Origin of the sequence: Paenibacillus sp. JZ16 (assembly GCF_015326965.1) — a bacterium.
Lineage (GTDB): Bacteria > Bacillota > Bacilli > Paenibacillales > Paenibacillaceae > Paenibacillus_AQ.
The window spans coordinates 1,867,824-1,893,217 of record NZ_CP017659.1 but is presented as its reverse complement, the minus strand read 5'-3'; the positions used below and the strand labels follow the sequence as shown (position 1 = coordinate 1,893,217).

Sequence of the window (25,394 nt, the reverse complement as noted above, 5' to 3'; positions counted from 1 at the left end):
GTAATTCGAATACAGGGGGACTTAGCCGTGAGCGCTGAATTTATTATCGGTCTGGCAGGACAAGCGGTTTATATTGTGCTCCAGGTGAGCGCACCGATGCTGGTTCTCGCACTGGTTGTCGGACTTATCATCAGTATTTTTCAAGCGACAACACAAATCCAGGAACAGACGCTGGCTTTCGTACCAAAAATTATTATCGTACTTATATCATTATTGCTGTTTGGTCCTTGGATATTAACGACGTTAGTGGATTTTACCCACGGAATTTTGGACAATCTCTACAAATATATCGGATAGGCTGAGTGTCCATGGAATGGTTGCAGCAAAGTTTACCTGTTTTTATGCTTATATTTTGTCGAATAACAGCTTTTTTTGTAATATCGCCAGTGTTTACTTCACGCGGTATACCCCCTTCTTACAAAATAGGCCTTTCGGCCATCATCGCCCTGATCGTATATTTTTCGTTCGGGCTCGGAGAAGTGGTTCCGCAAGATCTGTCTTACGTCATATTAATTGTCCAGGAAGTATTGGTTGGACTGCTGCTTGGTTTCACTGCTTATCTTATTATGACCGTCGTTCAAACGGCAGGCGCATTAATTGACATTCAGATCGGGTTCAGCATGGCAAATGTCATCGATCCTTTTACAGGGACTTCCAGCCCATTAATCGGTAACTTCAAGTATTATCTTGCCCTACTGGTATTTCTGAGCATGAATGGCCATCACTACCTGTTTGATGCGATTATGTACAGCTATGATTGGATTCCGATTACGGGGGATGTGTTTGGGAAGATTCATGACGGTAATGTGACGGATTTTCTCGTACGGACATTCTCGCACTCTTTTGTATTGGCACTTCAAATGGCCGCTCCGCTGGTAGCCGCTTTGTTCCTGACCGATGTCGGGCTTGGCTTTCTAGCAAGGACGGCGCCGCAGTTCAATGTATTTGTTATCGGTATAATCGTCAAAATCATCGTTGGACTCGTGCTGCTGATGCTGCTCATGCCAATGCTGGTGTCACTATTTGATCATCTGTTTGCCAAAATGTTTGAAGCACTCCGGCAGCTACTCGGCGTTCTTGGCGACGGGCCGACTTAAGGAGGATGGAGGTGAAGCGGATGTCATACCGGTATCCGGTCGACTTACAGCTGTTCGCTGGCGAAAAGACGGAGAAAGCCACACCGAAGAAACGCCAGGATACACGTAAGAAAGGCCAAGTTGCCAAAAGTATGGAGGTATCGGGTGCATCGGTTTTGCTGGCCGCATTCTTTTGCTTGTTAATTTTCGGCGGGTATATGAGAGACCGCACCGTTCGACTGTTTACTGACATTTATATTAATCGGCTCTCCATGGACGTAACGAAAGACAATGTGATGCAGTTATTCGGGGAGTACGGTGTTCAAATATTGCTTCTGCTGGCTCCGTTGTTTATCTCGGTGTTCGTTGTTGCGCTGATCGCCAATTACTTGCAGGTCGGGTTTATGCTGACGGGCGAGACTTTGAAAATGAAGTTCAGTAAAATCGATCCCATCAAAGGGTTCAAGAACATATTCTCGATGCGTTCCTTGGTCGAGTTTTTGAAATCGGTCATCAAACTGACCATCATCGGCTACCTCGTGTACACCACCTTGTGGGCTGCCAGGGAAGGATTATCGTCCTTGTCGACAATGGGACCCGACACCATTTTTCATTTCGTGGCGGATATCACCATGTCACTTGGTTTTAAGATTGCCATCGGGCTGATCATTCTGGCCGTTTTGGATTACATGTATCAGAAATATGATTATGAAAAAAACATTCGAATGTCCAAACAGGACATCAAAGACGAGTACAAGAAGATGGAGGGCGATCCGCTGATCAAAGGGAAGATCAGGGAACGCCAGCGTCGGATGGCACTGCAGAGGATGATGCAGGAAGTCCCGAATGCCGACGTTATCATCACGAACCCGACCCACTTTGCAGTGGCGATCAAGTATGACGGGTCCATGATGGAAGCTCCGCAGATCATTGCGAAGGGTCAGGATTTCATGGCCTTGCGGATTAAAGAAATAGCGAAGGAACACGGAATTATAACGATGGAAAATAAGCCGCTGGCACGCGCTTTGTACCAACGGTCGGAAATCGGGGATTCGATTCCGGGAGACCTGTTCCAGGCCGTAGCGGAAGTGCTGGCCTATGTATATAAACTAAAAGGTAAAGTGAAATAATTAGGGACCGGAGGCGTCATTGCAGTGAAAATAAAAGATCTATCTGTCCTTGCGGGTGTCATTGGCATCGTACTCATGATGATTCTTCCGATCCCGGCATGGCTGCTCGATGTACTCCTGATTATCAATGTCTCGCTGGCGCTTATTATTTTGCTGGTGGCCATGAATACGAAGGAAGCCTTGGACTTCTCCATCTTCCCTTCCTTATTGCTCATCACGACACTGTTTCGTGTAGCGCTTAACATTTCGACAACGAAGTTGATCCTGTCGGAAGCTAGTGCGGGCGAGGTTGTAGCCACGTTTGGTAAGTGGATAGCGAATGGCGAAATTGCGGTTGGATTCATCGTCTTTTTGATCCTCGTTGTCGTACAGTTCATCGTCATTACCAAAGGCTCGGAGCGGGTAGCAGAGGTTGCGGCAAGATTTACGCTCGATGCGATGCCTGGTAAACAGATGAGTATTGATGCGGATCTGAACGCAGGTTTGATCAATGAGCAGCAAGCCAGGGAGCGGAGAAGAAAAATCGAGCGAGAAGCCGACTTTTACGGGGCTATGGATGGTGCAAGTAAATTCGTTAAGGGTGACGCCATCGCTACGATTGTCATCATGCTGATCAACCTGATCGGCGGATTTATCATCGGGATCTCGATTCACGGAATGTCATTCGGAGACGCGATGAGCACATACTCCATCCTGACGATCGGGGACGGATTGGTCAGTCAGATTCCGGCGCTTTTGATTTCCACTGCAGCGGGGCTGATTGTTACAAGAGCTTCTTCGGAAGGGAACCTGGCGGAGGATCTGACAGGGCAGCTCTTCTCATACCCTCATCTATTGTACATTGTTTCAGGTACCGTTCTGTTGCTAGGGATTTTCACACCCATTCACCTGATTACGACCGCACCGATTGCACTCATCTTACTTATTGCGGCACGGAGGATGCAGAACAATCTGGATCGCAAGCAGGTCGAGGTGGAGCAGATGGAGGAGGAACAGCAAATCGAAGAGGTTCGAAGTCCGGAAAGTGTGATCAACCTGCTTCAGGTTGACCCGATCGAATTCGAATTCGGGTATGGGTTGATTCCGCTCGCAGATGCGCAGCAGGGCGGAGATTTATTGGACCGGATCATTATGATTCGGAGACAATGCGCACTTGAGCTGGGACTTGTCGTACCGGTTATCCGAATTCGCGACAATATTCAACTAAAACCGAATGAATATGTCATAAAAATAAAAGGGAATGCTGTCGGCGGCGGTGAATTATTATTAAATCACTACCTCGCCATGAGCCCTGGGTACGAGGATGATTCCGTAACGGGCATCGAAACGACCGAACCGGCCTTCGGGCTCCCTGCGCTTTGGATAGATGAAGCCATGAAAGAGCGGGCGGATCTTGCCGGATATACCGTAGTCGATCCACCGTCCGTTGTGGCTACCCATTTGACCGAGTTGATTAAGAGACATGCCCATGAGCTGATTGGACGCCAGGAGACCAAGGCATTGGTTGATAACATCAGAGAAAGCTATCCGGTCCTTGTGGACGAGCTCATTCCTTCCGTGTTGACCATTGGAGAGGTGCAGAAGGTATTAGCTAAGCTTCTCCGCGAAAAAATCTCGATCCGGGACATGGTCACGATTCTCGAGACCCTTGCGGACTATGGACATTACTCGAAAGATCCCGATGTCCTTACCGAATATGTAAGACAAGCTCTCTCGCGGCAGATTACCCAGCAATATGCTCAAGAGGGAGAGGCTATGCGGGTCATCACGGTTGGACCGCAGCTTGAGAAGAAGATCGCCGAAAGCGTCCAGCAGAGCGACCAAGGAAGTTATCTTGCCATGGACCCGGCATCGACACAGAGCGTGTTTCAGAAGCTCAGTGAACAGGTTAACCGGATCATTCAGATGGGGCAGCAGCCTGTTCTGCTTACCTCACCGGCCATAAGAATGTATTTAAGGCAGGTCATTGAACGAAGCATGCAGGATATTCCGGTGTTGTCTTATAGTGAGCTGGAGCCGAACGTCGAAATTCAAAGTGTCGGAGTGGTGAACTTATGAGAGTGAAGAGGTATATCGTCGACACGATGCCTGAGGCGATGCAGCACATTCGTACGGATTTAGGTGCGGATGCCGTCATACTGAGTACGAAGGAAACCAAGGTGGGCGGATTCCTGGGTATGTTTACCCGCAAGAAGATCGAGGTAATCGCGGCAGTAGAGCAAGCGGAGAAATCCAAAGGCTCTGCTCCGATGAAGTCCAAAGTTACGCCTGCAGTACCTTCTGGTGCTGTACCCAAGGCCTATCAACGAACGGCTGAAATTTCGAAGCCCGGTTCACAAGCCTCCATGAATTCCGTGAATAACACGGATTCAGCCTCCGGCGTACAGCAGGAGGATGACTATAGTCGTTTTGCAGAGATTCTTAGCCAGGTTGCTGCTTCCGAGGAGGCCGTTAACAGGGACAAGGATGAAGTGGGTCATGGGCAACAGCCTGCAGCACCTGAACAAGCCGCGATGCGAAGCGATCAAGCGGAAACGGCTGCATCCGTTGGATCTGTGAAGTCTGATAAGTCATCTCGTGGAGGACAGGAGGAGCCATTAAGTTCCCGTTTGGGAATTAGTGAATCCGAACAAAGAGTCCTTGAAGAGCTTAAGGAAATGAAGGAATGGATCGCGCGATTGTCCAGGCAAAATCTCGAAGCGCAGCAGCTACCCGAGCCGCTGCATTTCATTCGGGATCAGCTGCTTAAGCAGGATCTTTCGGCCAAGCTGACGGAAGAGTGGCTCACTGCCGCAGAAGAAGCCTGGCAAGCCAGTCAAATGCAGATGAGCGAGGCCGAACTGCAGAACGTGATTTACAAGCAAGCCGAGGCGTTCCTTGAGGGGCGTATTGGCGGCGGTGTTCAGCCCGAGACCCGGATTGTATATATTGCCGGACCGACAGGGGTCGGCAAGACAACCACGATTGCGAAGATCGCAGCGGAGCAGCTGTTCCGTAACCAACGCAAGGTAGGTTTTATCACTTCCGATACGTATCGGATATCTGCCGTTGAACAGCTGCGCACCTATGCCTCCATTCTCAATGTGCCGATGGAAGTCGTGCAATCGCCCGGTGATATGCAGCGAGCCCTTCAGAAGCTGCAGGATTGTGATTTGGTGTTGATGGATACTGCAGGTCGGAACTATCGGAATGAGCTGCTCGTTTCCGAGCTTCAAAGCCTGTTCTCCCATTCCGATCAAAGCGAAACCTATCTTGTGCTCAGCCTGACCTCCAAGAGCAGCGATATGATCGAAATCGCGGATCATTTCAGCAAATACGAACTCGATAAGGTCATCTTCACGAAGATGGATGAGACCGGCAGCTACGGCTCCTTGTTTAATCTGATTGATGCCCATAACCTTCGCTTGTCCTATATGACCAATGGTCAAAATGTGCCGGATGATCTGCTGATGGCCGATAGCGAGCGGTTATGCCATCTGCTGCTGGGAGAGATTCGCACATGACGGATCAAGCTCAATCGCTCCGCCAGCTGGTTTCTTCTCAGCAATCAGGGAACAGCGTTAAACCAACATCCCCAAGAATCGCCAAGATTATTACGGTCAGCAGCGGTAAAGGCGGGGTTGGGAAATCCAATTTCACACTGAATTTTGCGCTGACTTTACAGTCGATGGGCAAAAAGGTATTGGTGTTTGATGCCGACATCGGGATGGCAAACATTGACGTTCTTATGGGCGTGAGCTCCCGGTACAGCTTGTATCATCTCATTCGCCGGGAGAAGAGCATCGAAGAAGTAATTCAATACGGACCAGACAAGCTTCCTTACATTGCCGGAGGTTCCGGTTTGGCTGACATGATGTCCCTGTCTGAAGAGGAAATGAATTATTTTATTTCACAGATCGAAATTATTTCCTCGGAAATGGACTATATCATTTTTGACACGGGAGCTGGCTTGTCCAAGGAAAACATGAGGTTTATTACTTCCGCTGATGAATGCCTAGTCGTCACGACGCCGGAACCGACGTCCATCACAGATGCCTATGCGTTAATCAAGGTGGTGCACGGCACGGAATGTCAGGTTCCGTTCAGCCTGATTGTCAATCGTGCGGGAGATGAAGAGGAGGCACGTGAAGCAGCGGGCAAAATTATTTTGACGGCCCAGCGTTTCCTGGATATCGAAATCAAGCTGCTGGGTTCGATTGCCGATGATACGCATGTTGTCCAGGCGGTTAAGCGGCAGGTCCCATTTACAGCAGCTTATCCGCGATGTAACGCCTCTAGTGATATCAGACGGATCGCGCTTCGCTACATGACCGTCCCTGCTGCCACAGAGCCTGAAGCTCCGAAGGGAATCAAAGGATTTATGCATCGGTGGCTCAAACGTACGAAATGATTCTTTGTTTGGATTAATGGAAACTGAGGTGGACATCTATGAAGCCTTTTCGTGTGCTTGTCGTTGACGATTCAGCATTTATGAGGAAAATCTTTTCCGATTTCATCGAGCGTGACCCATCTTTTCAAGTTGTCGGAACAGCTGATAACGGTCTTGATGCCGTTCGGAAAGTAAAGGAATTGAATCCGGATGTCATTACATTGGATGTAGAAATGCCGGAAATGAACGGCCTTGATGCTCTGAAGCTGATTATGGAATCGGGTCCCCGTCCGGTCATTATGTTGTCCGGCATTAATGAGCAAGGCATGAAAGAGACCATTCTTGCCCTTGAGGCAGGAGCATTTGATTTTATACGAAAGCCTTCCATTTCGAATGCGCTTGATATTGAGCAGGTGCGTTCAGAACTAATGAAGCAACTGAATGCGGCGATGCAGGCTAAACAGCGGAGGGCATTGTGGGAAGAAGAAGAGCAGAGACGACGGAGTGCGGACATAACGGTTCCTCTTTCGCCAAAGCCTTCTGACAAAACGCTGATCAAGAAGCCGCAGGTGATTGAGAAAAGAACAACGGTCCGCCAGACAGACCAACGGAGCAATCTAAAGGAATCGCCCCGTATCCCGCCATCTCGAACTGTGGAAAAGAAGGTGTCTACTGCTGCGGAAGGAGCAGAGCACGCTGGACCAAAGCGAAAACAAGCAGATCGTAAGCCGGTTACAGACTTTGTTCCAGTCGCGCTTCCAGAGAACGAGAGTCGTCAGCTCCGTGAAGCAAAAATACGGCAATCAACGGAATTGACGGATTTGGTTGCGGTGGGCTGTTCGACCGGCGGGCCAAGAGCATTGAAAGCTCTTCTCGAGCCCATCCCCGGTGACTTCTGTGCCCCGATTGTCATCGTTCAACATATGCCGCCGAGTTTTACCAAATCGCTTGCACAGCGCCTGAATTCATTCAGTCAGCTGGAGGTCATGGAAGCTGAACAAGGGATGGTATTGGAACCGGGCAAAGCCTACATTGCTCCGGGAGGCAGCCATATGAGGGTTTGCCGATCGGACAGCGGTGCTTACCAAATCAGGATCAGTGAGGATGAGGCCCGCAACGGTCACCGTCCATCTGTAGATGTGCTGTTCGAATCCTTACTGCCATTGACCATGATTAAGCGCCATGCGGTACTGATGACCGGCATGGGAAGCGATGGAGCGAGAATGATGAAGAAGCTTTATGATACAGGAGTGACATCCACCTACGCGGAGAGCGAGCAAACCTGCGTCGTATACGGGATGCCGAGATCAGCTGTTGAGCTCGGATGTGTAAGCCACGTTCTGCCACTACATGATATCGCACCTAGAATGGTTCAAGCTGTAAATAACGGAAAGTGAACTTGAAGAGGAGGTGTCTCTCAATGGACATGAATCAATATTTGACAATGTTTATTGATGAGTCAAATGATCATCTGCAATCATTAAATGAAAACATGCTTCAATTAGAAAGCAACCCGGACGATATCGGGATCGTACAGATTATTTTCCGATCGGCTCATACATTGAAGGGTATGGCAGCAACGATGGGATACGAAGATCTGGCTTCGCTTACCCACCAGATGGAAAACGTGCTGGATCTTGTCCGGAACGAAAAGTTAAAGATGCAGGATTTTATCTTTGACACGCTCTTCAAAAGCTTGGACGCTCTTGAATCGATGGTGCAGGATATCACCAACGGCGGAGACGGGAAAGCGGATGTTTCCTCCATCGTGGCATCCTTGCAGGCGATTGTGCGTGGAGAAGGGGCAACACCTGCTGGGGAAGCTGCCGAAGGGGATAGCTCCGTTGCGGCCGTTCAGGGAATTGAATTGGATGAGTTTCAATTCTCCGTGCTTGATCAATCGATTTCGGAAGGACATAAGGTTTTATATATACAAGTGACATTGCGAGAGGATTGCCAACTCAAGGCGGTTCGTGCCTACATGGTATTCGAAACGCTGGAAAGATCCGGGGAAATCGTCAAGACATATCCGGACGTTCAAGAGATTGAACAAGGTGAATTCGATCGCGTATTTTCGTTGTATTACATAACGCAAAGAGAAACGCAAGATATTGAAAGCCAGATTCTGGGCGTTTCGGAGATCGAGACAACCACGGTTGTGGCGCTTGATCATGAAACTTTGCAGCAAATGGTACAGGAGAGCGCGGCTACAGCAGAAGCTGTCAAACCGCAAGTTTCAGAAGCATCCCAAGCAGCTGCAGCTTCACCGGAAGCCAAAGGAACTTCAGCGCCTGTCAAAGAATCCAAGGCACCCGCCCGAAATGCTGGGGGAGGTAATCCTTCAAGAACGATCCGGGTTGATATTGAACGGCTCGATGTTCTAATGAATCTGTTCAGCGAGCTTCTGATTGACCGGGTACGCCTTGAGCAGCTGGCCAGCGAGTCCAAGAACCAGGAGCTGACAGACACGGTTGAGCACATGAGCCGCGTAAGCAGCGATTTGCAGAATATCGTCTTGAAACTGCGCATGGTGCCTGTGGACACAGTGTTCAACCGTTTTCCTAGGATGGTGCGGGACCTTGCCAAAACCTTGGACAAAAAAATTGATTTGATTATTACCGGAGCTGAAACGGAGCTGGATCGTACGGTTATTGATGAGATCGGTGACCCGCTTGTCCATTTGCTGCGAAACTCGGCAGACCATGGCGTCGAACCTGTTGCCGACCGTATCGCTGCCGGTAAACCGGAGACCGGTACCGTTCATCTGCGTGCGTTCCACAGCGGCAACAATGTCTTCATTGAGATTGAGGATGATGGACGCGGTATCTACCGTGACAAAATTCTGAAGAACGCGCTGGCAAAAGGCGTTGTGACGGAGACCGAAGCAGCGACTATGACCGATGACGAGGTCAATCAACTGCTATTCGCACCGGGATTCAGCACCGCTGAGAAAATTTCAGACGTATCCGGCCGAGGCGTTGGGCTCGACGTTGTTAAATCCAAAATCGTTGCGCTGGGCGGTAACGTCACCATCTACTCGACGCCGGGAAAAGGCACGAACTTCTCCGTTCAGCTTCCATTAACGCTGTCTATCATAGCAGCTATGCTGATTCGGATGGGATCCGAAAAATACGCGATTCCGCTTTCCTCCATTGTTGAAACGGGCATCATCAAGCGCGGGCAAATCAAACATGTTCACGGCAGCCGCATGATCCAGTTCCGTGAATCGCTGATACCGGTCATCTCGCTTAGCCGTTTGTTTGAAGTTCCAGATTTTGATGAAGAGCTGGAAGAAGAAACGGAGATCGTTGTGATCCGCAAGGGGGATCGTTTGGCGGCACTCACCATCGATGATTTTATCGGTCAGAGTGAAATCGTCATTAAAAATCTCGGTAAATATCTGCCTGCCATTCAGGGAGTATCCGGAGCAACCATCCTGGGGGATGGACAAGTCGCTCTTATCATCGACGCAAATGCATTTATCAAATAAATCGTTGCTATGAAGCACGGCAGGCCACACATTTTGAAGGAGGACTTATTCATGGGAGAAGAAATCAAGGTTATTGTCTTTAAACTTGGCGAGGAAGAATACGGCATCGAGGTAGACAAGGTTCAAACCATTGAGCGAATGATGCCCATTACGCGTGTTCCGAAGACTTATGCTTTCGTAAAAGGTGTTATTAATCTTCGAGGCGTCGTCATTCCTGTAATCAATCTGCGCGGCCGTTTTGGATTGGACGAGGTGGAAGCAACCGATCAAACACGGGTTATCATCGTAGCTGTCAATGACATGCAGGTAGGCTTTATCGTGGATTCCGCAAGTGATGTCATCGATCTGAATACGGACAGCATTGACTCTCCGCCTGAGGTGGTCGGCGGAATTAAAGCGAAATATCTTCGTGGGGTCGCGAAGATAGGAGAGGAGCGCCTTCTCGTCATGCTGAATCTGTCCGAAGTGCTGAACAAGAGTGAGATTATTCAGCTGGAAGGCCTTGAGGAGTAGACAGTGGAGCTGTTTAAGCATGGCAAGGAAATCAAAATGGATGTTTTGAAGGAAGTAGGAAACATCGGAGCGGGCAATGCGGCAACCGCCCTCTCCCGCTTGCTTAACAAACCTATTGATATGGCTGTACCCAAAGTTCAACTCCTGCCTTTTGAGCAGATTGCCGAAAGTGTAGGAGGAAGCGAACAGCTCGTTCTTGCCGTATTTTTACGGGTGGAAGGCAGTGCGCCGGGCAATCTCTTCTTTATTATGAGTCCGGAAGCCGGGAAGAATTTGCTGCATAATTTAGCGGGCTTTGAAGTGTCGGATGAGGAGCAATTCTCCGAGATGGAGCAGTCCGCATTATGCGAGATCGGAAACATATTGTCAGGCTCGTACCTATCGTCGCTTGCTGATCTGACCAATCTGTCCATGACACCTACGGTACCGGCACTCGCGATGGATATGGCAGGTGCCATCTTAAGTTATGGATTGCTCCAGTTCGGAGAAATGGGAGACGATGCCCTCTTAATCAACACGACGTTCCTAGAAGGGCAAAACGAGGTGGAAGGCCAGTTCTTCCTGATACCTGATCCACAATCATTTGCTCAGATTTTTGAAGCTTTAGGAGTGCCTTTAGAGCATGATTGAAGAACAAAGCATAGTGAAAGTAGCCATGGCGGATCTGAACGTCGCAGGTCCAAACGGTATTTTGCGTACAACGGGGCTCGGCTCGTGCGTCGGACTGACGTTGTATGATCCGGTGACGAAGATTGGTGGAATGGCGCATGTAATGCTTCCATCTTCAGCGATTGCCAGAGAAGGGCAGCTAAACCTGGCCAAATACGCCGATACGGCTCTTCCGATCCTGTTGAATCAGATGAGGAATTTGGGTGCGGCTCCGGCACGTATGGTAGCCAAAATGGCCGGGGGAGCTCAAATGTTTGCTTTTGCCGGCTCGGGTGACACCATGCGCATTGGTCCTCGTAATGTAGAGTCTTGCAAGGCTGGGCTCGAGCAGATGGGGATAACGCTAATTGCCGAGGATACCGGGGGAAATTATGGAAGAACCGTTGAGTTGGACTGTGCAACGGGTAAGTTTACAATACGAAGCGTACAAAAGGGCATAAAGGAATTGTAGCTAATGGGAAAACTCCGTTTTTATCTGATGACTGGAATTGCCGGTTTTGTGTTCACGTTTATATTCTCCATACGTAACAATCTGTGGATGACTAGCATGTATCGGGCTCTCCTTGCATGTGCGATTTGGTTTCTTCTGGCGTTCCTGCTGAATTGGATGTTTGCTGCCATTACGGGTCCGCGAGCCGCTGTTCAAGGGGACGTCGACACGCAGCGGGAGCAAGACCGAGGGACTGTTCTTGATTTATCCACGCCTGATGAGGATCGGGAATTGATGGATTTAATCCATTCCGAATCCAGCAGCAAAGAGAATGGAGACTTTGTACCGCTAAATCCTCCTAAGCTGGTTTCAACGAAAGAACCCGAAGAACTGGCCAAGGCCGTTCGTCACCTTACGGAAAAATAAGGAGGGTGAAGGCAATTGGACGAACGTAAAGCTTCTGTGCTAAACCATGCGGATTTGTGGAGCGCATGGAAGGAAGATGGAGACCATGAAGCGAAGAAGAAACTAATCGAATATCATTTGCACATCGTTGACTATGTTTCAAGCCGCTTGGCTATCGGTCTTCCGAAGAACGTTTCTAAGGGAGATTTGGCCAGCAATGGGGTAATGGGTCTGATTGATGCCATCGAAAAGTTTGATTACAAACGAGGGCTGCAGTTCGAAACCTATGCTTCTTGGCGCGTGCGTGGGGCTATTCTGGACTCGCTGCGCCAAGGAGACTGGGTGCCGCGTTCCGTCCGCGAGAAAGCGAAGAAGATTGAAACTGCATATCAGCAGTTGGAACAGAAGTATTTACGCAGCGTCAGTGATTCCGAGATGAGTGATTACCTTGACGTGACTGAGAAGGAGTTCCGGCACATGCTGCAGGAAGTAGCGGTCATGACATTGACATCTCTGGAGGATCCGATCCGCGAGGAGGAGTCTGAGACCCGAATGTCGCTCCTGGTTGATGAGAAAGCGAAAAATCCGGATCACAAGGTCCATGAATTTTATCTGCGAGAAGCCCTGATGAAGGGTATCGGTAAATTAACCCCGAAAGAGCGGACCGTAGTTTCCTTATTATATTATGAGGATTTATCACTCAGCGAAATTGCTGAGGTGATGTCGCTATCACCTTCACGAATATCTCAGCTTCATTCCAAAGCGATATTGAGACTTCGGGGCGCGCTCGATAAAGATCGGGATTTGCTGATGCAAAACGATTGACGCTTGCCATTTATGAAGGGGGTTCCTGGATTGTCTGTAGATTATGCATTGGATCAGTACTTTAGCGTTACGCTATCGGATGACAAGGTCGTCGCCTATATACAGTTCACCAAGTGGGAGAAGGATTTCTCTTGCTCTGTAGAAGCTCTTGAACAATTTCTGAGAAGTCACCAGGTACGATATGGACTTCAACATGATACGTTGCGGCGAATCGCAGATCATGCGGAGGAATATCAATATAGTAGAACGCCGATTGCCATGGGAACGGAACCTATGCACGGACAGAACGGCAGAATCGAATTTACCGTTAATTTTGGGAATGAGACGAACCTGAAGCCGCTGGAGATCGAAGATGGCAAAGTGGATTATAAAGAAGTGATTCGTTTAAATAATGTAAAGAAAGGCCAGCTGCTGGCAACCCGAATCCCGCCAACAACAGGAGTCCCCGGAACTGCGGTGACCGGAGAGGAGATTCCGAGCAAACCGGGTAAGGAAGCTCATTTCAAGGTGGGGAAGAACGTCGTTGTTAACGCCGAGAAAACTGCAATGTACGCTGCCCTTGACGGACTCCTCACCAAAACCGAAAAAGGAAAAATCAATGTGTTTCCGGTATATGAGATTAACGGGGATGTTGATTACAGCATTGGCAATATCGATTTTGTCGGTACGGTGGTCATTCGCGGCAATGTGCTAACCGGATTCAGAATCAAGGCAGCAGGGGATATTCGAGTTACCGGCTTTGTGGAAGGAGCCGAGCTGGAGGCTGAAGGTTCGATCGATATATCCGGCGGAATCATCGGTTACAACAAGGGCTATGTAAAGGCGGGCCAGGATGTCAAAAGCTCGTTCATCCAGGATGGAAACGTCATTGCCGGCGCTAGCGTATTCGTCTCGCAGAGCATCATGCATTCCAATATCCGCGCGGTTCAGAATATCGAATGCAACGGGATGAAAGGGCTCGTGGTGGGCGGTATTCTGCAGGCCGGGGAAAAGGTTGTTGCGCGAACGATCGGAAACAGCATGTCGACGGCTACCGTAGTTGAAGTAGGCGTGCTGCCTGAGCTGCGGAATGAACTGGCGGATCTCAGAGCCCAATTGAAGCAATCTATAGAAAGTATGGATAAAACCGATAAAGCGCTTTATCTTCTGAATCAGTTAGCTTCCTCGGGTCAATTGTCGCCAGACAAGCTAGCGCTGCGGATTAAGCTGAATGCGACCAAGAAATCCAACATGGCAGAACAATCCGATATCAAGGACCGTATGCTGGAAATCGAGAAGATGCTGGAGGATACCGGCAAAGCAAGAGTGAATGTGGTAAAGACGATCTACGGCGGAGCCAAAATTGTCATAGGGCGGTATACCCGCTTTGTTAAGGATCCCACGCAGCGGGTTTCTTTTTACTATCATGAAGGGGATATCACCATGGTGCCGCTCTTGTAGGTCAAAACATACGTTTTAAATGCTTGTGGACATGATCCTATACCATGAGGTGATTCCATTGAGTTTGAAATCGGTTGAGATGCAAATTGCGGTCCCCAGAACCAATGAAGCGGGCAAGATGCATAATGAAACCCAGCAGCGCCCGATGAATGATCAGACGCTGCTTGCGGGTGAATTAACGAAGAACAGCCGTGCGGAAGCCCAGCGAAGCACGGAAGTGAGTGAGACGGCGGAGACAGCCGTGCGCGATGACGGTAGCCGTCAATCCTCTGGGCAGCAACAAGGCCGGGGAGCGGCAGAATCAAGCGAGACGGTGGAGCTGCCGGCAGAGCATCCTTATAAAGGCAAAAATTTCGATGTTTCGCTCTAGATAATTTATAGGCATAAAGGAGTTAATGGATTTGAAACCATGGATATATATCGTGCTGCTTGGCATTGCCGCCGTGCTGTACGCTTTTATGCTGCCGAAACGCCGTGAAGAGACCGTGTCCAGCGAGCGGGTTGTAAAAGAAGTGGAGAACACGCTTGAAGGATACATGGCGGAAATCCAAAATGAGAACGAACAGCTGGTGGAACTGGTTCGTCAGATGAAAAAAGAACTGGATGCCAAGCAGCAAGCGCATCAAGAGCAGGTCAGTGATTTGCGGCACCGCATGCTGGCCATGGAGGAGAAGATGACCGATTCGCAAACGCGTCTTCGACTGGCGGAAGAAAAGCTGGCGCAAGCCGCTGCGGCCGTTTCTTTGTCTGCAGGAGCAGCTGCAGCGACGTCCGAAGCTGAACCTGCACCTGCTGTCCATTCCATCAAATCCAGATACGCGGAGCTGTTTGATCTATATGAACAAGGAAAGTCCATCGATATGATTGCCAAGACCACGGGTCTTCAGCGAGGCGAAGTTCAACTTATTATTCAGTTGGCCAAACAGGAGGAATCCGTGTGATCAAGAACCGTACATTTATGATGGGCCTGGGGAGCGGTCTCGTAATCGGTGCAGTGCTGCTTCAGCTGATGTGGATTGGTCAAGGCACAACTGCATCACAGACGCAGGAATTAACGAAGGAGCAGCTTGTGGCTGCAGCGGAAGCTTTGGATATGCAGGTCGTCGAAGGTTCAGACGAGCTGTTGACGGCGGAGCAGTGGGAAGAGAAGAAGCTTGGCGAGGGCGGCGAGTCCGAAGGAGCCGATCCTGCACAGAAGACGGGAACGGAAAAGCCGGAAGCACCGGAGCAGCCGAAGAAGCCTAAGCCGGGCGAGGAGAAGAAACAGGAATCCCCTCGGGTAACGAATCCGGCGAAGCCGAAAACACCGGCCAAAGCGGAAGCGCAGATTAAAGTAAACATTCCATCCGGAAACAATCTCAGCGATGTAGCAAACAGCCTTATGAATGCCGGCGTCATTGACAATAAACAGGCATTCATCACTCAAGCTACCGAGAATAAAATCAACACCAAGATCCTGAGCGGTACATACTCGTTTACGGCAGGCGAGAGCTACAATTCGATCTTCACGAAAATCACGACAAAACCCTCCAACTAGCACTCCGGTTGAGAGAGGTTTTTTTCTTTATAGGAGCTCTTCAAGCTCCTGATTGGCCGGACCTGATGAAGTACACAAAAGACATTGCAACCTGCCCATGGTTATGTTATAGTAATTGACGGTGTTAAAACACACGCCAGAGTGATTTCGTTGAGGGTGCTTCCAGGATTGGGAGTCTTAATGAAAAATGATCTCGGCGGAGGGACACACAAAAACCAAACTTAGGAGGTGCGTGAAGATGGCAGTAATTTCCATGAAACAGCTTTTGGAAGCTGGCGTTCACTTCGGTCACCAGACTCGTCGCTGGAACCCGAAAATGGATAAATTTATCTTCACTGAAAGAAACGGTATCTACATTATCGACCTGCAAAAAACGGTCAAGAAAGTTGAAGAAGCATTCAACTTCGTAAAAAGCGTAGCTGGAGAGAACGGTACAATCCTGTTCGTCGGCACGAAAAAACAAGCTCAAGATTCCGTGAAGGAAGAAGCAGAGCGTTGCGGTATGTACTACATCAACCAACGTTGGCTCGGCGGAACTTTGACTAACTTCGAAACGATCCAAAAGCGTATCAACCGCTTGAAGCAGCTCGAAACTTGGGAAGAGGACGGCACGTTCCAAGTATTGCCTAAGAAAGAGGTTATCCTTCTCCGCAAAGAGAAAGATCGTCTTGAAAAATTCTTGGGCGGTATCAAGAACATGAAGGGTCTTCCAAGCGCATTGTTCGTTATCGATCCTCGCAAAGAGCGCATCGCAGTAGCGGAAGCTCGCAAATTGGGTATCCCAATCGTTGGTATCGTTGATACGAACTGTGATCCGGATGAAATCGACTATGTAATTCCAGGTAACGATGACGCGATCCGCGCTGTCAAATTGTTGACTGGTAAAATGGCCGATGCCGTTGTTGAAGCTCACCAAGGTGAAGAAACAACTGCTTAATCGGGATTAAACGTATAAACTATGAATTAAATGAAAAGGGTGGTTGGTAGGTGTATAACCTCTCACTGCCCTTTTTTTAAGATGTTAGAACGGATGACGTGCGAATAACGTGTGAAATCCGGAGCCTGGCATCCCAGGGGAAGAACAACTACTTAATGCGATCTGGAATCTTGGAGAGAACAAAAGAATGATCGTTTTCTCGAGGTCCAAACGCAAAACTTCATCATACCAATTTGGAGGGAATTCTAATGGCAGTAACAGCTAGTGCGGTAAAAGAACTTCGCGAAAGAACAGGCGCGGGCATGCTGGATTGCAAAAAAGCGCTGGATGAAACAAATGGTGATATCGACAAAGCGATCGCAGTGCTTCGCGAAAAAGGTTTGTCTGCAGCAGCTAACAAAGCTGGGCGTATTGCAACTGAAGGCGTTGTAGAGTCTTATATTCACGGTGGCGGACGGATCGGCGTTCTCGTTGAAATCAACTGTGAAACCGACTTCGTAGGTAAAACAGATCAATTTAAAGAGTTTGCTCGCGATATCGCTATGCATATTGCGGCTGCTAACCCTAAATATGTTCGTCGTGAAGAAGTGCCGACTGAAGATCTTGAGAAAGAAAAAGAGATTTTGAAAAACCAAGCCCTGAACGAAGGCAAGCCTGAAAAAATCGTTGAGAAAATGGTTGAAGGCCGCATCAACAAATACTATGAAGAATATTGCTTGCTTGAGCAATCCTTCATCAAAGATCCTGACAAAACGATCAACACGCTGCTTAACGAAAAAATCAGCACGATCGGTGAGAACATCTCCATCCGTCGTTTTGCCCGTTTTGAACTTGGCGAAGGCTTGGAGAAAAAACAAGACAACTTCGTTGAGGAAGTTATGTCCCAGGTGAATAAATAAGCCGAATGGGCTAATATAAGTTATAGAAAAGAGTGGAACACACCTGTGTTCCTTCTTTTTTAAGAGATATAAAGGCATAAGAGAGATAAGATTGTTATAAATTCGGAGTAAGGCACCCTTATCTCACAAGAAAGAATGGACTTTAGTCTGGATTAGACGACCAGAAGTTTCTACTTGAGACGGATGTTTTTACCCGATTTTTATAAACCGTCAAGCAGTGCCGGTGTGTCTGTCTGTCGTTTTTCAAACGGGCGTCGTATACTTAGGCGCCGTCTTAAAGTGGAGGGTTATCATTTGGAACAGCCAGTATATAAACGAGTGATATTGAAAGTCAGTGGGGAATCCCTTTCAGGGCAGAATGGATATGGTATTGATGCTGAGACGATCTCATCGATCGCTGAGCAGGTTCGCGAGGTGGTTGAGCTTGGTGTGGAGGTTGCCATCGTGTGCGGCGGCGGAAACATCTGGCGCGGTATCGCCGGCAGCGCGAACGGAATCGACCGTGCGACAGCAGATTATATGGGAATGCTGGCTACGGTGATGAACTCTTTGGCTCTTCAGGATGCTTTGGAGCAGATCGATGTGCCGACTCGGGTGCAAACCTCTATCTCAATGCAGCAAATTGCGGAGCCGTATATTCGCCGCAGAGCCATTCGGCATTTGGAAAAAGGTCGTGTCGTTATTTTTGCGGCAGGTACGGGTAACCCATACTTCTCCACCGATACGACTGCAGCGCTTCGCGCAGCGGAAATCGAAGCAGAAGTGATTCTCATGGCGAAGAACAAGGTGGACGGAGTGTACTCCGCTGATCCATTTAAGGATGAAACTGCCGAGAAGTACGAGCAGCTTACGTATCTAGACGTATTGAACAAAAACCTTGGGTAATGGACTCTACAGCTTCATCGTTATGTATGGACAACAACATCCCGCTCATCGTCTTCGCTATTACGGAGCAAGGTAATATCAAGCGCGTCGTTCTGGGCGAGAAAATCGGAACGATCGTCAAAGGGAGTGTAGATTAATGCCGCAATCGGTGAAAAAGAATGCAGAAGAACGCATGGAAAAAGCGATCTTGTCTTTGAAGCGTGACCTGGCAACGCTGCGCGCAGGACGGGCAGCGCCAGCGCTGCTCGACCGGATCACGGTTGAATACTACGGAGCACCAACCCCGCTGAATCAGCTGGCTAACATCAGCACGCCGGATTCAAGAACGCTCATGATCCAGCCTTGGGACAAGTCGTCCTTGGCCGATATCGAGAAAGCGATCATGAAATCGGATATCGGATTGACGCCGGCGAATGATGGTAATCAAATTCGTCTCGTCGTACCTGCACTGACGGAAGAACGCAGAACCGAACTGGTGAAAATGACGAAGAAATTCGGCGAGGAAGCGAAAGTGGCCATCCGCAACATTCGCCGTGATGCCAACGACGACATCAAAAAATTGGAGAAAACAGATATTTCCGAGGACGAGTCCCGGAGACATCAGGAAGATATCCAAAAAGCGACGGATAAATTTATCGCAGAAGTCGACAAAGTCCTCGTTGCTAAAGAAAAAGAGATCATGGAAGTATAAGAGACTTGTGGCCCCTCCTGTCAATGGTGGGGTTTGTCTCTTTTTTTGCAGAAAGATGCCTGGAGGAAATGGAATGATCAAACGGGTTCGATCGTGGTTGAATCAGGAGGACAGTCAGCAGACGCATCAGCTCTCTCCGGACAACATCCCACATCATGTCGCCATCATCATGGATGGTAATGGACGCTGGGCAAAACGGCGCGGTATGCCGCGAATCGTTGGACATCAGAATGGCATGAAGGCTGTCAAAAGAGCGGCCATTGCCGCCGATGATTTGGGAATCAAAATATTGACGATGTACGCTTTTTCGACAGAAAATTGGACGCGTCCGAAGGATGAGGTCGATTTTCTGATGAAGCTTCCGCAAGAGTTCCTGGCTATTGAGCTGGAAGAGCTGATCGAAAAAAATGTCCAGGTCCGCATGATGGGACATCCGGAAGACCTTCCGTCCCATACCGTGTCTGCGATGGAAGAAGCAGTTGCGAAGACAGCCGGCAATGACGGACTTGTGCTTAACTTTGCGCTCAATTACGGTAGCCGGAAAGAGATCACCGAAAGTGTCAAGGCGCTCGGACGAGAAGTGCGCGACGGGATTCTTCGTCCTGAGGATATTACAGAGGAACTGATTGGCCAACGGCTCCTCACAGGCGAATTGCCGGATCCGGATTTACTGATCCGCACAAGCGGCGAGCTGCGGCTAAGTAATTTTATGCTGTGGCAGCTCGCGTATAGTGAGCTATGGTTTACGGATGCCTATTGGCCGGAATTTACCAAAGACCATTTGGTGGAGGCCGTAGCCGATTATCAACAAAGAACAAGGCGCTACGGTGGACTTTCGTAGCCGATGGAGGATGGAACGTTTTGAAACAGCGATTGATTACCGGAATTATAGCGGGAGCGGTCTTTTTAGGATTATGTTTCATAGGCGGTCTGTGGTACCATCTTCTGATTCTGGCGATGGCGCTAATCGGTTATTATGAGTTTGTGCGCATGACCAATACGGCACCGTTCGGGGAACGGCGTGGATTGGATATGCGGGGGTGCTGTTGCTTGTATTTCCATGGGGTCCGCTTGATTTGAATATTCAGATCCCGTGGGAACATGTACTTTGGCTCCTGCTGCTTTTATTTTTACTGGCGACCGTGACGACGAAGAATGTAATTGATATCAAACGGGTTTCCTTATTGTTTATGGCATCAGCGTATATCGGAATCGGATTTTCCTTTATCGCCGAATCACGACATGCTCCTGACGGCCATGGCGTATTCTGGACTTTTCTGCTTCTGGCCTCGATCTGGGCAAGTGATGCGGGAGCGTATTTTGTCGGACGCGCCATGGGGCGCCATAAACTGTGGCCTTCCATAAGTCCGAACAAAACGGTTGAGGGTGCGCTCGGCGGTGTGGTCATCGCCGTGTTCACATCTCTGCTCTTTTCATTCTTCTCAGATGGATTCCTGACGGCTGGACAAGCGATTCTGATCGGACTTTCATGCGCTGTTATCGGTCAACTCGGGGATTTGGTGCAATCCGCCTATAAACGGGTGTATGACATCAAGGATTCGGGCAAACTGCTGCCGGGTCATGGAGGGATACTGGATCGATGTGACAGTTGGATCGTCGTATTTCCGTTTGTACATATATTGAGTCTCCTGCCTTACTGATGAAAGGAAAGATGTTGCATGAAGAAGATCAGCGTACTCGGCTCCACTGGCTCCATAGGTACCCAGACTTTGGATGTTGTAAGGAAACACCGGGAACATTTTCAGATTGAGGGCCTCGCTGCAGGGAGTAATAAGGACCTGCTGCTTCAGCAGGTCAAGGAGTTTTCTCCTCGCAAAGTGTCCGTTGCTACAAGAGAGCTTGCTGACAGCATAAGGCATGATCTTCCTGCCGGAACCGAAGTGTTCCATGGTCATGAAGGCTTGATCGAGATTGCGGCAGCGACAGATGCGGAAATGGTGGTTACAGCGGTCGTTGGAAGTTTGGGTCTGTCCTCTACACTTGCAGCGATTGATGGGGGGAAGACCATTGGGCTCGCCAATAAGGAGACGTTGGTAACGGCAGGTCATCTGGTTACGGCCCGGGCGGCTACCAAAGGGGTAAAACTCTTGCCGATCGATAGCGAGCATTCCGCCATATTCCAATGCCTGAATGGAGAGCGGCATGAAGATATTGAACGGATCACGCTGACGGCTTCCGGAGGCTCATTCCGGGATTACACCCGGGAACAGCTGGTCAACGTTACGGTGGAGGATGCGCTTAAACATCCGAACTGGTCCATGGGTGCCAAGATCACGATTGATTCGGCCACCATGGTCAATAAAGGGCTTGAGGTGATCGAGGCCCATTGGTTGTATGGTATTCCTTACGACAACATTTCTGTACTGCTTCACCCGGAAAGCATCATTCACTCTTTTGTGGAATTCCGTGATTCGAGTATCATTGCCCAGCTCGGCAACCCGGATATGCGCGTTCCGATTCAATATGCGCTGACCTATCCGGAACGGTGGACTTCCCCTGCACCAAGGCTATCTTTGGCGGAAGCGGGCAAGCTGCATTTCCGGGAGATGGACCTTGAACGTTTTCCTTGTTTAAGGCTTGCTTATGAATGTGGTAAAATGGGTGGGACAGCGCCAACGGTATTCAATGCAGCTAATGAAATTGCGGTCGCCCGGTTTCTCCGCGGCGAAATCTCTTTTCTGCGAATTGAAGAGATCATTGAGGAAGTGCTGCAAAGCCATCATGTTGCGCCGGAACCGGCACTGGAAACGATTGAAGAGAGCGATCGGATCTCACGTGAATTAGCTTCCCGACTATAGGATTTGAAGTGTTTTTGAAATCTCCCTTGAAAAAAAGCGGACAGCTTGTGATTCTCTTGTGGACGACAGGAGAATAATGATAATCTATAGGGACATACTGCGTTCTCAGAGGAAAAGGGGGATGTAAAGAATTGGAAATGGTTCGGGTCGTTTTTTTAACGGTGCTCATGTTTTTTGTGATCGTTACCGTGCACGAATGGGGTCACTATTATTTTGCCCGGCGTGCCGGAATCTTGGTACGCGAGTTCGCGATTGGATTTGGTCCAAAGCTGTTCTCATATAAACGCCATGAAACGCAGTTTACGCTACGTCTTCTTCCATTCGGCGGATATGCCCGCATGGCCGGGGAAGATCCGGAACTTGTCGAGATTCAGCCCGGTCAGACGATTGCGGTTCGATTGAATGCAGAGAATCAAGTGAAAAAGATTTATCTGGATCAACTCGACAACCGTAAAAATGTCATTCGCGGCGAAGTCCAGTTTATGGATATGGTGGATCGTTTGTCGGTTAGGCTTGATGTGGATGGTGAGTTCCAGCAATTTGAAATCCATCCGCAAGCCTTGACGGTAGCCAAAGGTGTCGAGACGCAGATCGCACCGAGAGACCGTCAATTCGGCAGCAAAACCGTTGGCCAAAGAGCGCTTGCGATTTTTGCCGGTCCTGTCATGAACTTCATACTGGCCTTCGTGCTGTTTGCCCTTCACATTCAAATGGCCGGCATACCGGTTGAGAATCCAACCTATGTGCAGATTGGCGAGATTACCAAAGGCATGCCTGCAGATGAAGCCGATCTGAAAGAGGGAGACATCATCGAGAGCATTAACGGAACCGCCATTGGTGCCGATTATCAGAAGATGATCGAATTGATTGCGGCGTCCAAGGACAAGCCGATGGAATGGACTGTGCGCCGGGGTGAGGAATCATTTGATCTGACCTTAACTCCGCGGACGATGGAGGGACAGGAAGGCGGCAAGGTCGGGATTGTTCCTGAGCTTCCTACCCGATCCGCAGGGATTGGGGAGACAATTACCGGGTCCGGAACCGCAATGGTAGATACAACGAATATTATCTTCCAGGGCTTCAGACAGTTGATTCAGAAGTTCTCCATGGATGATCTTGGCGGTCCTGTACGGACGTTCGAAGTGACGGGGCAAATCGCCAAGCAGGGTATCGAACAGCTGACCTATTGGGCGGCCATTCTAAGCTTGTATCTGGGCATATTCAATCTGCTGCCGATTCCGGCACTCGATGGAAGCCGGCTTGTATTCTTAGGGATCGAAGCTTTAAGGGGCAAGCCAGTTGACCCGAACAGAGAAGGCATGGTTCATTTTGTCGGGTTTGCGATGCTGTTCCTGTTAATGATAGCCGTAACCTATAACGATATTTTGCGTTTGATCAACGGATAAAAACCTAGGGTACGGCTCGGTGCGCCAGCCGCAACGAAAAAGCCGTACCTTTTCTATTGTTAGCAGATGTTCATGTCTAACGATATCTAGCAAATGGAGTTGCTATAAATACAGGGCGGGCTATACAGCCGCAGCTCGTTCACACATATCGCCAATAGCGCCAGTCAAGCCGTTAAACAGGGTTTAGACCATGCGTTTTATTAATGGGAGGCACACGATTTATATGTCTAAGGAATCGAAGGATAAACAATTCGTGACGGAGATTACGCCGCAAGCGGAAGATTTCTCGCGCTGGTATATCGATGTCATCAAAAAAGCGGACCTGATGGATTACTCTCCAGTCAGAGGCTGCATCGTCTTCAAACCGGACGGTTATGAAATTTGGGAGCATATCCAGGAAGAGTTGGATCGACGCTTTAAGGCTACGGGCCATCGGAATGCGTATTTCCCGCTGTTCATTCCCGAGAGCTTTTTCCAAAAGGAGAAGGAGCATGTCGAAGGATTTAATCCCGAGCTGCCATGGGTCACGGAAGCAGCTGGAGAGAAGCTGGAGGAACGTCTGGCGATCCGTCCGACTTCCGAAACGATGTTCGGGCACATGTATTCCAAATGGATTCAATCCTATCGTGATCTCCCTGTGCTGATTAACCAGTGGGCTAACGTGGTCCGCTGGGAAAAACGCACGCTGCCGTTCCTTCGCACGAGTGAGTTTCTATGGCAAGAAGGCCATACCGCGCACGAAACGGAAGTTGAGGCTAGAGGGGAAACCATGCAAATGCTGGATATCTATCAGCAATTCGTAGAGGACTACCTCGCGATTCCGGTAATCAAAGGGCAGAAGACACCTTCGGAGAAATTCGCTGGCGCCGTGGATACGTTCTCGATCGAAGCGATGATGAAAGACGGACGAGCTGTACAGGCTGGTACTTCGCATTATATGGGGACCAACTTCTCGCAAGCTTTTGACATCCAATATTTGAATCGTGAAAATACGCTGGAATATGCTCACACGACATCCTGGGGCGTCAGCACACGTCTCATTGGTTCGTTGATTATGGTCCATGGGGATGACCGCGGATTGGTGCTTCCTCCTAAAGTCGCGCCAACGCAAGTGATCATGATTCCAATTGGTCCGCCGAAGACGAGAGACGCGGTTGTGGGCCGTACGGACGAACTGTTCCGTGAACTGAAATCCGCAGGCATCCGCGTACGCGTTGACGACAATCCGGATGTGCGTCCAGGCTGGAAATTCAATGAGTATGAAATGCGCGGAGTACCGGTGCGTCTGGAGATCGGACCGCGTGACATGGAGAATGGTGTGTGCGTGCTTGTCTCCCGTATTACAGGCGAGAAGAAAATCGTAGAGCAAGCGAATCTGACCCAGGAAGTACAGAATATGCTGGAGCAGGTGCACCAGGAAATGTTCGAGCGCGCGAAGCAGTTCCGTGAGGATCATTTCTATTCGGTGGAGACACTGGATGAAATGAAGGACAGCATGGAGGAAAAACGCGGGTTTACCTTGGCTGGATGGTGCGGTTCGGAAGCTTGCGAAGATACCGTCAAGCAAGAAACCGGTGCTACGAGCAGAAACATTCCGTTCGAACCGGCCGAGAAGAAAACCAAGTGTCTCGTATGTGGTGAAGATGCGAAACATACCGTGCTGTTCGCGAGAGCGTACTAGTAAATCGATAATATGAATGTCCGGCAAGTTTGGGTGAGGGAGGAATCCTTCGTCAAGAACCGGGATTCATCATCTGGAGTAAGCTTCCGGATGGCAGTATGGCGGACGCTCTTACTTATTGGGGCAGGACGAATGGGTGCTGCCGGCGGAAGCTTTATTCTATTTCTCACATCCGCTTTAACGCGGTTTGAT

The 25,394-nt window shown here is 49.3% G+C and carries 24 protein-coding genes and 2 pseudogenes; all 26 read left to right on the top strand.

The genetic code is table 11. The features are described from left to right. Positions 1-27: 27 nt before the first annotated feature. Entirely contained in the window at positions 28-297 is a 270-nt protein-coding gene (fliQ, locus tag BJP58_RS08435; protein ID WP_071220092.1) for a flagellar biosynthesis protein FliQ, read from the top strand. A gap of 11 nt (positions 298-308) precedes the next feature. Continuing rightward, complete coding sequence (gene fliR, locus BJP58_RS08430) at positions 309-1,097, top strand: flagellar biosynthetic protein FliR (RefSeq protein ID WP_194543567.1); 789 nt, start codon at positions 309-311, stop codon at positions 1,095-1,097. A 20-nt stretch (positions 1,098-1,117) separates the two neighbouring features. Next, positions 1,118-2,206 carry a flagellar biosynthesis protein FlhB gene (gene flhB / locus BJP58_RS08425; RefSeq protein WP_194544873.1) on the top strand — a complete coding sequence of 363 codons (1,089 nt, stop codon included), beginning with the start codon at positions 1,118-1,120 and terminating at the stop codon, positions 2,204-2,206. Positions 2,207-2,230: 24 nt separating this feature from the next. Further along, positions 2,231-4,264 carry a flagellar biosynthesis protein FlhA gene (flhA, locus tag BJP58_RS08420; protein WP_194543566.1) on the top strand — a complete coding sequence of 678 codons (2,034 nt, stop codon included), beginning with the start codon at positions 2,231-2,233 and terminating at the stop codon, positions 4,262-4,264. After that, positions 4,261-5,709: a flagellar biosynthesis GTPase FlhF gene (gene flhF, locus BJP58_RS08415; RefSeq protein WP_194543565.1), complete on the top strand. Its 1,449-nt coding sequence runs from the start codon at positions 4,261-4,263 to the stop codon at positions 5,707-5,709. Before flhA ends, flhF begins: the two co-directional genes overlap by 4 nt. Beyond that, positions 5,706-6,596: a MinD/ParA family protein gene (locus BJP58_RS08410; protein WP_194543564.1), complete on the top strand. Its 891-nt coding sequence runs from the start codon at positions 5,706-5,708 to the stop codon at positions 6,594-6,596. Before flhF ends, BJP58_RS08410 begins: the two co-directional genes overlap by 4 nt. A gap of 38 nt (positions 6,597-6,634) precedes the next feature. Continuing rightward, positions 6,635-7,972: a protein-glutamate methylesterase/protein-glutamine glutaminase gene (locus tag BJP58_RS08405; RefSeq protein WP_194543563.1), complete on the top strand. Its 1,338-nt coding sequence runs from the start codon at positions 6,635-6,637 to the stop codon at positions 7,970-7,972. A 23-nt stretch (positions 7,973-7,995) separates the two neighbouring features. Continuing rightward, positions 7,996-10,065: a chemotaxis protein CheA gene (locus tag BJP58_RS08400; protein WP_194543562.1), complete on the top strand. Its 2,070-nt coding sequence runs from the start codon at positions 7,996-7,998 to the stop codon at positions 10,063-10,065. Between the two features lie 51 nt (positions 10,066-10,116). Further along, positions 10,117-10,578, top strand: coding sequence for a chemotaxis protein CheW (locus BJP58_RS08395; RefSeq protein WP_194543561.1), 462 nt, complete (start codon positions 10,117-10,119; stop codon positions 10,576-10,578). A 36-nt stretch (positions 10,579-10,614) separates the two neighbouring features. After that, positions 10,615-11,208 carry a chemotaxis protein CheC gene (locus BJP58_RS08390; RefSeq protein WP_253300548.1) on the top strand — a complete coding sequence of 198 codons (594 nt, stop codon included), beginning with the start codon at positions 10,615-10,617 and terminating at the stop codon, positions 11,206-11,208. After that, positions 11,201-11,698, top strand: a complete 498-nt coding sequence (locus BJP58_RS08385; RefSeq protein ID WP_194543560.1) for a chemotaxis protein CheD — start codon at positions 11,201-11,203, stop codon at positions 11,696-11,698. Before BJP58_RS08390 ends, BJP58_RS08385 begins: the two co-directional genes overlap by 8 nt. A gap of 3 nt (positions 11,699-11,701) precedes the next feature. Further along, the gene (locus BJP58_RS08380; protein ID WP_194543559.1) at positions 11,702-12,103 is read left to right on the top strand and encodes a hypothetical protein; all 402 of its coding nucleotides are present in this window, start codon (positions 11,702-11,704) and stop codon (positions 12,101-12,103) included. Positions 12,104-12,118: 15 nt separating this feature from the next. Beyond that, on the top strand, positions 12,119-12,907 hold the full coding sequence (locus tag BJP58_RS08375) for a FliA/WhiG family RNA polymerase sigma factor (protein ID WP_071220103.1): 789 nt from the start codon (positions 12,119-12,121) through the stop codon (positions 12,905-12,907). A 30-nt stretch (positions 12,908-12,937) separates the two neighbouring features. Beyond that, positions 12,938-14,347, top strand: coding sequence for a flagellar assembly protein A (locus BJP58_RS08370; RefSeq protein WP_194543558.1), 1,410 nt, complete (start codon positions 12,938-12,940; stop codon positions 14,345-14,347). Between the two features lie 58 nt (positions 14,348-14,405). Then, the gene (locus BJP58_RS08365; RefSeq protein WP_194543557.1) at positions 14,406-14,717 is read left to right on the top strand and encodes a hypothetical protein; all 312 of its coding nucleotides are present in this window, start codon (positions 14,406-14,408) and stop codon (positions 14,715-14,717) included. 31 nt (positions 14,718-14,748) lie between these two features. Next, positions 14,749-15,288 carry a DUF6115 domain-containing protein gene (locus BJP58_RS08360; RefSeq protein WP_374198192.1) on the top strand — a complete coding sequence of 180 codons (540 nt, stop codon included), beginning with the start codon at positions 14,749-14,751 and terminating at the stop codon, positions 15,286-15,288. Beyond that, positions 15,285-15,884, top strand: coding sequence for an MltG/YceG/YrrL family protein (locus BJP58_RS08355; protein WP_194543555.1), 600 nt, complete (start codon positions 15,285-15,287; stop codon positions 15,882-15,884). The genes BJP58_RS08360 and BJP58_RS08355 overlap by 4 nt, the downstream gene beginning before the upstream one ends. Before the next feature lie 238 nt (positions 15,885-16,122). Further along, the gene (gene rpsB / locus BJP58_RS08350) at positions 16,123-16,821 is read left to right on the top strand and encodes a 30S ribosomal protein S2 (protein ID WP_071220108.1); all 699 of its coding nucleotides are present in this window, start codon (positions 16,123-16,125) and stop codon (positions 16,819-16,821) included. A gap of 248 nt (positions 16,822-17,069) precedes the next feature. Continuing rightward, on the top strand, positions 17,070-17,720 hold the full coding sequence (gene tsf, locus BJP58_RS08345; RefSeq protein ID WP_127592501.1) for a translation elongation factor Ts: 651 nt from the start codon (positions 17,070-17,072) through the stop codon (positions 17,718-17,720). A gap of 294 nt (positions 17,721-18,014) precedes the next feature. Beyond that, positions 18,015-18,742 (top strand): annotated as a pseudogene (gene pyrH, locus BJP58_RS08340) (UMP kinase). Next, on the top strand, positions 18,742-19,296 hold the full coding sequence (gene frr / locus BJP58_RS08335) for a ribosome recycling factor (protein ID WP_006211296.1): 555 nt from the start codon (positions 18,742-18,744) through the stop codon (positions 19,294-19,296). The pseudogene pyrH and the gene frr overlap by 1 nt, the downstream one beginning before the upstream one ends. Before the next feature lie 73 nt (positions 19,297-19,369). After that, positions 19,370-20,137 (top strand): undecaprenyl pyrophosphate synthase, encoded by a 768-nt coding sequence (locus BJP58_RS08330; RefSeq protein ID WP_071220111.1) that lies wholly within the window; start codon positions 19,370-19,372, stop codon positions 20,135-20,137. Positions 20,138-20,157: 20 nt separating this feature from the next. Continuing rightward, a pseudogene (locus tag BJP58_RS08325) lies at positions 20,158-20,957 on the top strand (phosphatidate cytidylyltransferase). An 18-nt stretch (positions 20,958-20,975) separates the two neighbouring features. Continuing rightward, entirely contained in the window at positions 20,976-22,115 is a 1,140-nt protein-coding gene (locus BJP58_RS08320; RefSeq protein WP_194543554.1) for a 1-deoxy-D-xylulose-5-phosphate reductoisomerase, read from the top strand. A gap of 137 nt (positions 22,116-22,252) precedes the next feature. Further along, positions 22,253-23,521: an RIP metalloprotease RseP gene (gene rseP / locus BJP58_RS08315; RefSeq protein WP_426200010.1), complete on the top strand. Its 1,269-nt coding sequence runs from the start codon at positions 22,253-22,255 to the stop codon at positions 23,519-23,521. 223 nt (positions 23,522-23,744) lie between these two features. Beyond that, positions 23,745-25,202 (top strand): proline--tRNA ligase, encoded by a 1,458-nt coding sequence (gene proS, locus BJP58_RS08310; RefSeq protein WP_071220115.1) that lies wholly within the window; start codon positions 23,745-23,747, stop codon positions 25,200-25,202. The last annotated feature ends 192 nt before the right edge of the window (positions 25,203-25,394 follow it).

What these genes read in the sequence shown, in the direction of transcription:
- fliR (WP_194543567.1), top strand. Translation starts at nt 309, where the DNA reads ATGGAATGGTTGCAGCAAAGTTTACCTGTTTTTATGCTTATATTTTGT.
- flhB (WP_194544873.1), top strand. Translation starts at nt 1,118, where the DNA reads ATGTCATACCGGTATCCGGTCGACTTACAGCTGTTCGCTGGCGAAAAG.
- flhF (WP_194543565.1), top strand. Translation starts at nt 4,261, where the DNA reads ATGAGAGTGAAGAGGTATATCGTCGACACGATGCCTGAGGCGATGCAG.
- BJP58_RS08410 (WP_194543564.1), top strand. Translation starts at nt 5,706, where the DNA reads ATGACGGATCAAGCTCAATCGCTCCGCCAGCTGGTTTCTTCTCAGCAA.
- BJP58_RS08405 (WP_194543563.1), top strand. Translation starts at nt 6,635, where the DNA reads ATGAAGCCTTTTCGTGTGCTTGTCGTTGACGATTCAGCATTTATGAGG.
- BJP58_RS08400 (WP_194543562.1), top strand. Translation starts at nt 7,996, where the DNA reads ATGGACATGAATCAATATTTGACAATGTTTATTGATGAGTCAAATGAT.
- BJP58_RS08395 (WP_194543561.1), top strand. Translation starts at nt 10,117, where the DNA reads ATGGGAGAAGAAATCAAGGTTATTGTCTTTAAACTTGGCGAGGAAGAA.
- BJP58_RS08390 (WP_253300548.1), top strand. Translation starts at nt 10,615, where the DNA reads ATGGATGTTTTGAAGGAAGTAGGAAACATCGGAGCGGGCAATGCGGCA.
- BJP58_RS08385 (WP_194543560.1), top strand. Translation starts at nt 11,201, where the DNA reads ATGATTGAAGAACAAAGCATAGTGAAAGTAGCCATGGCGGATCTGAAC.
- BJP58_RS08380 (WP_194543559.1), top strand. Translation starts at nt 11,702, where the DNA reads ATGGGAAAACTCCGTTTTTATCTGATGACTGGAATTGCCGGTTTTGTG.
- rpsB (WP_071220108.1), top strand. Translation starts at nt 16,123, where the DNA reads ATGGCAGTAATTTCCATGAAACAGCTTTTGGAAGCTGGCGTTCACTTC.
- tsf (WP_127592501.1), top strand. Translation starts at nt 17,070, where the DNA reads ATGGCAGTAACAGCTAGTGCGGTAAAAGAACTTCGCGAAAGAACAGGC.
- frr (WP_006211296.1), top strand. Translation starts at nt 18,742, where the DNA reads ATGCCGCAATCGGTGAAAAAGAATGCAGAAGAACGCATGGAAAAAGCG.
- BJP58_RS08330 (WP_071220111.1), top strand. Translation starts at nt 19,370, where the DNA reads ATGATCAAACGGGTTCGATCGTGGTTGAATCAGGAGGACAGTCAGCAG.
- BJP58_RS08320 (WP_194543554.1), top strand. Translation starts at nt 20,976, where the DNA reads ATGAAGAAGATCAGCGTACTCGGCTCCACTGGCTCCATAGGTACCCAG.
- rseP (WP_426200010.1), top strand. Translation starts at nt 22,253, where the DNA reads ATGGTTCGGGTCGTTTTTTTAACGGTGCTCATGTTTTTTGTGATCGTT.
- proS (WP_071220115.1), top strand. Translation starts at nt 23,745, where the DNA reads ATGTCTAAGGAATCGAAGGATAAACAATTCGTGACGGAGATTACGCCG.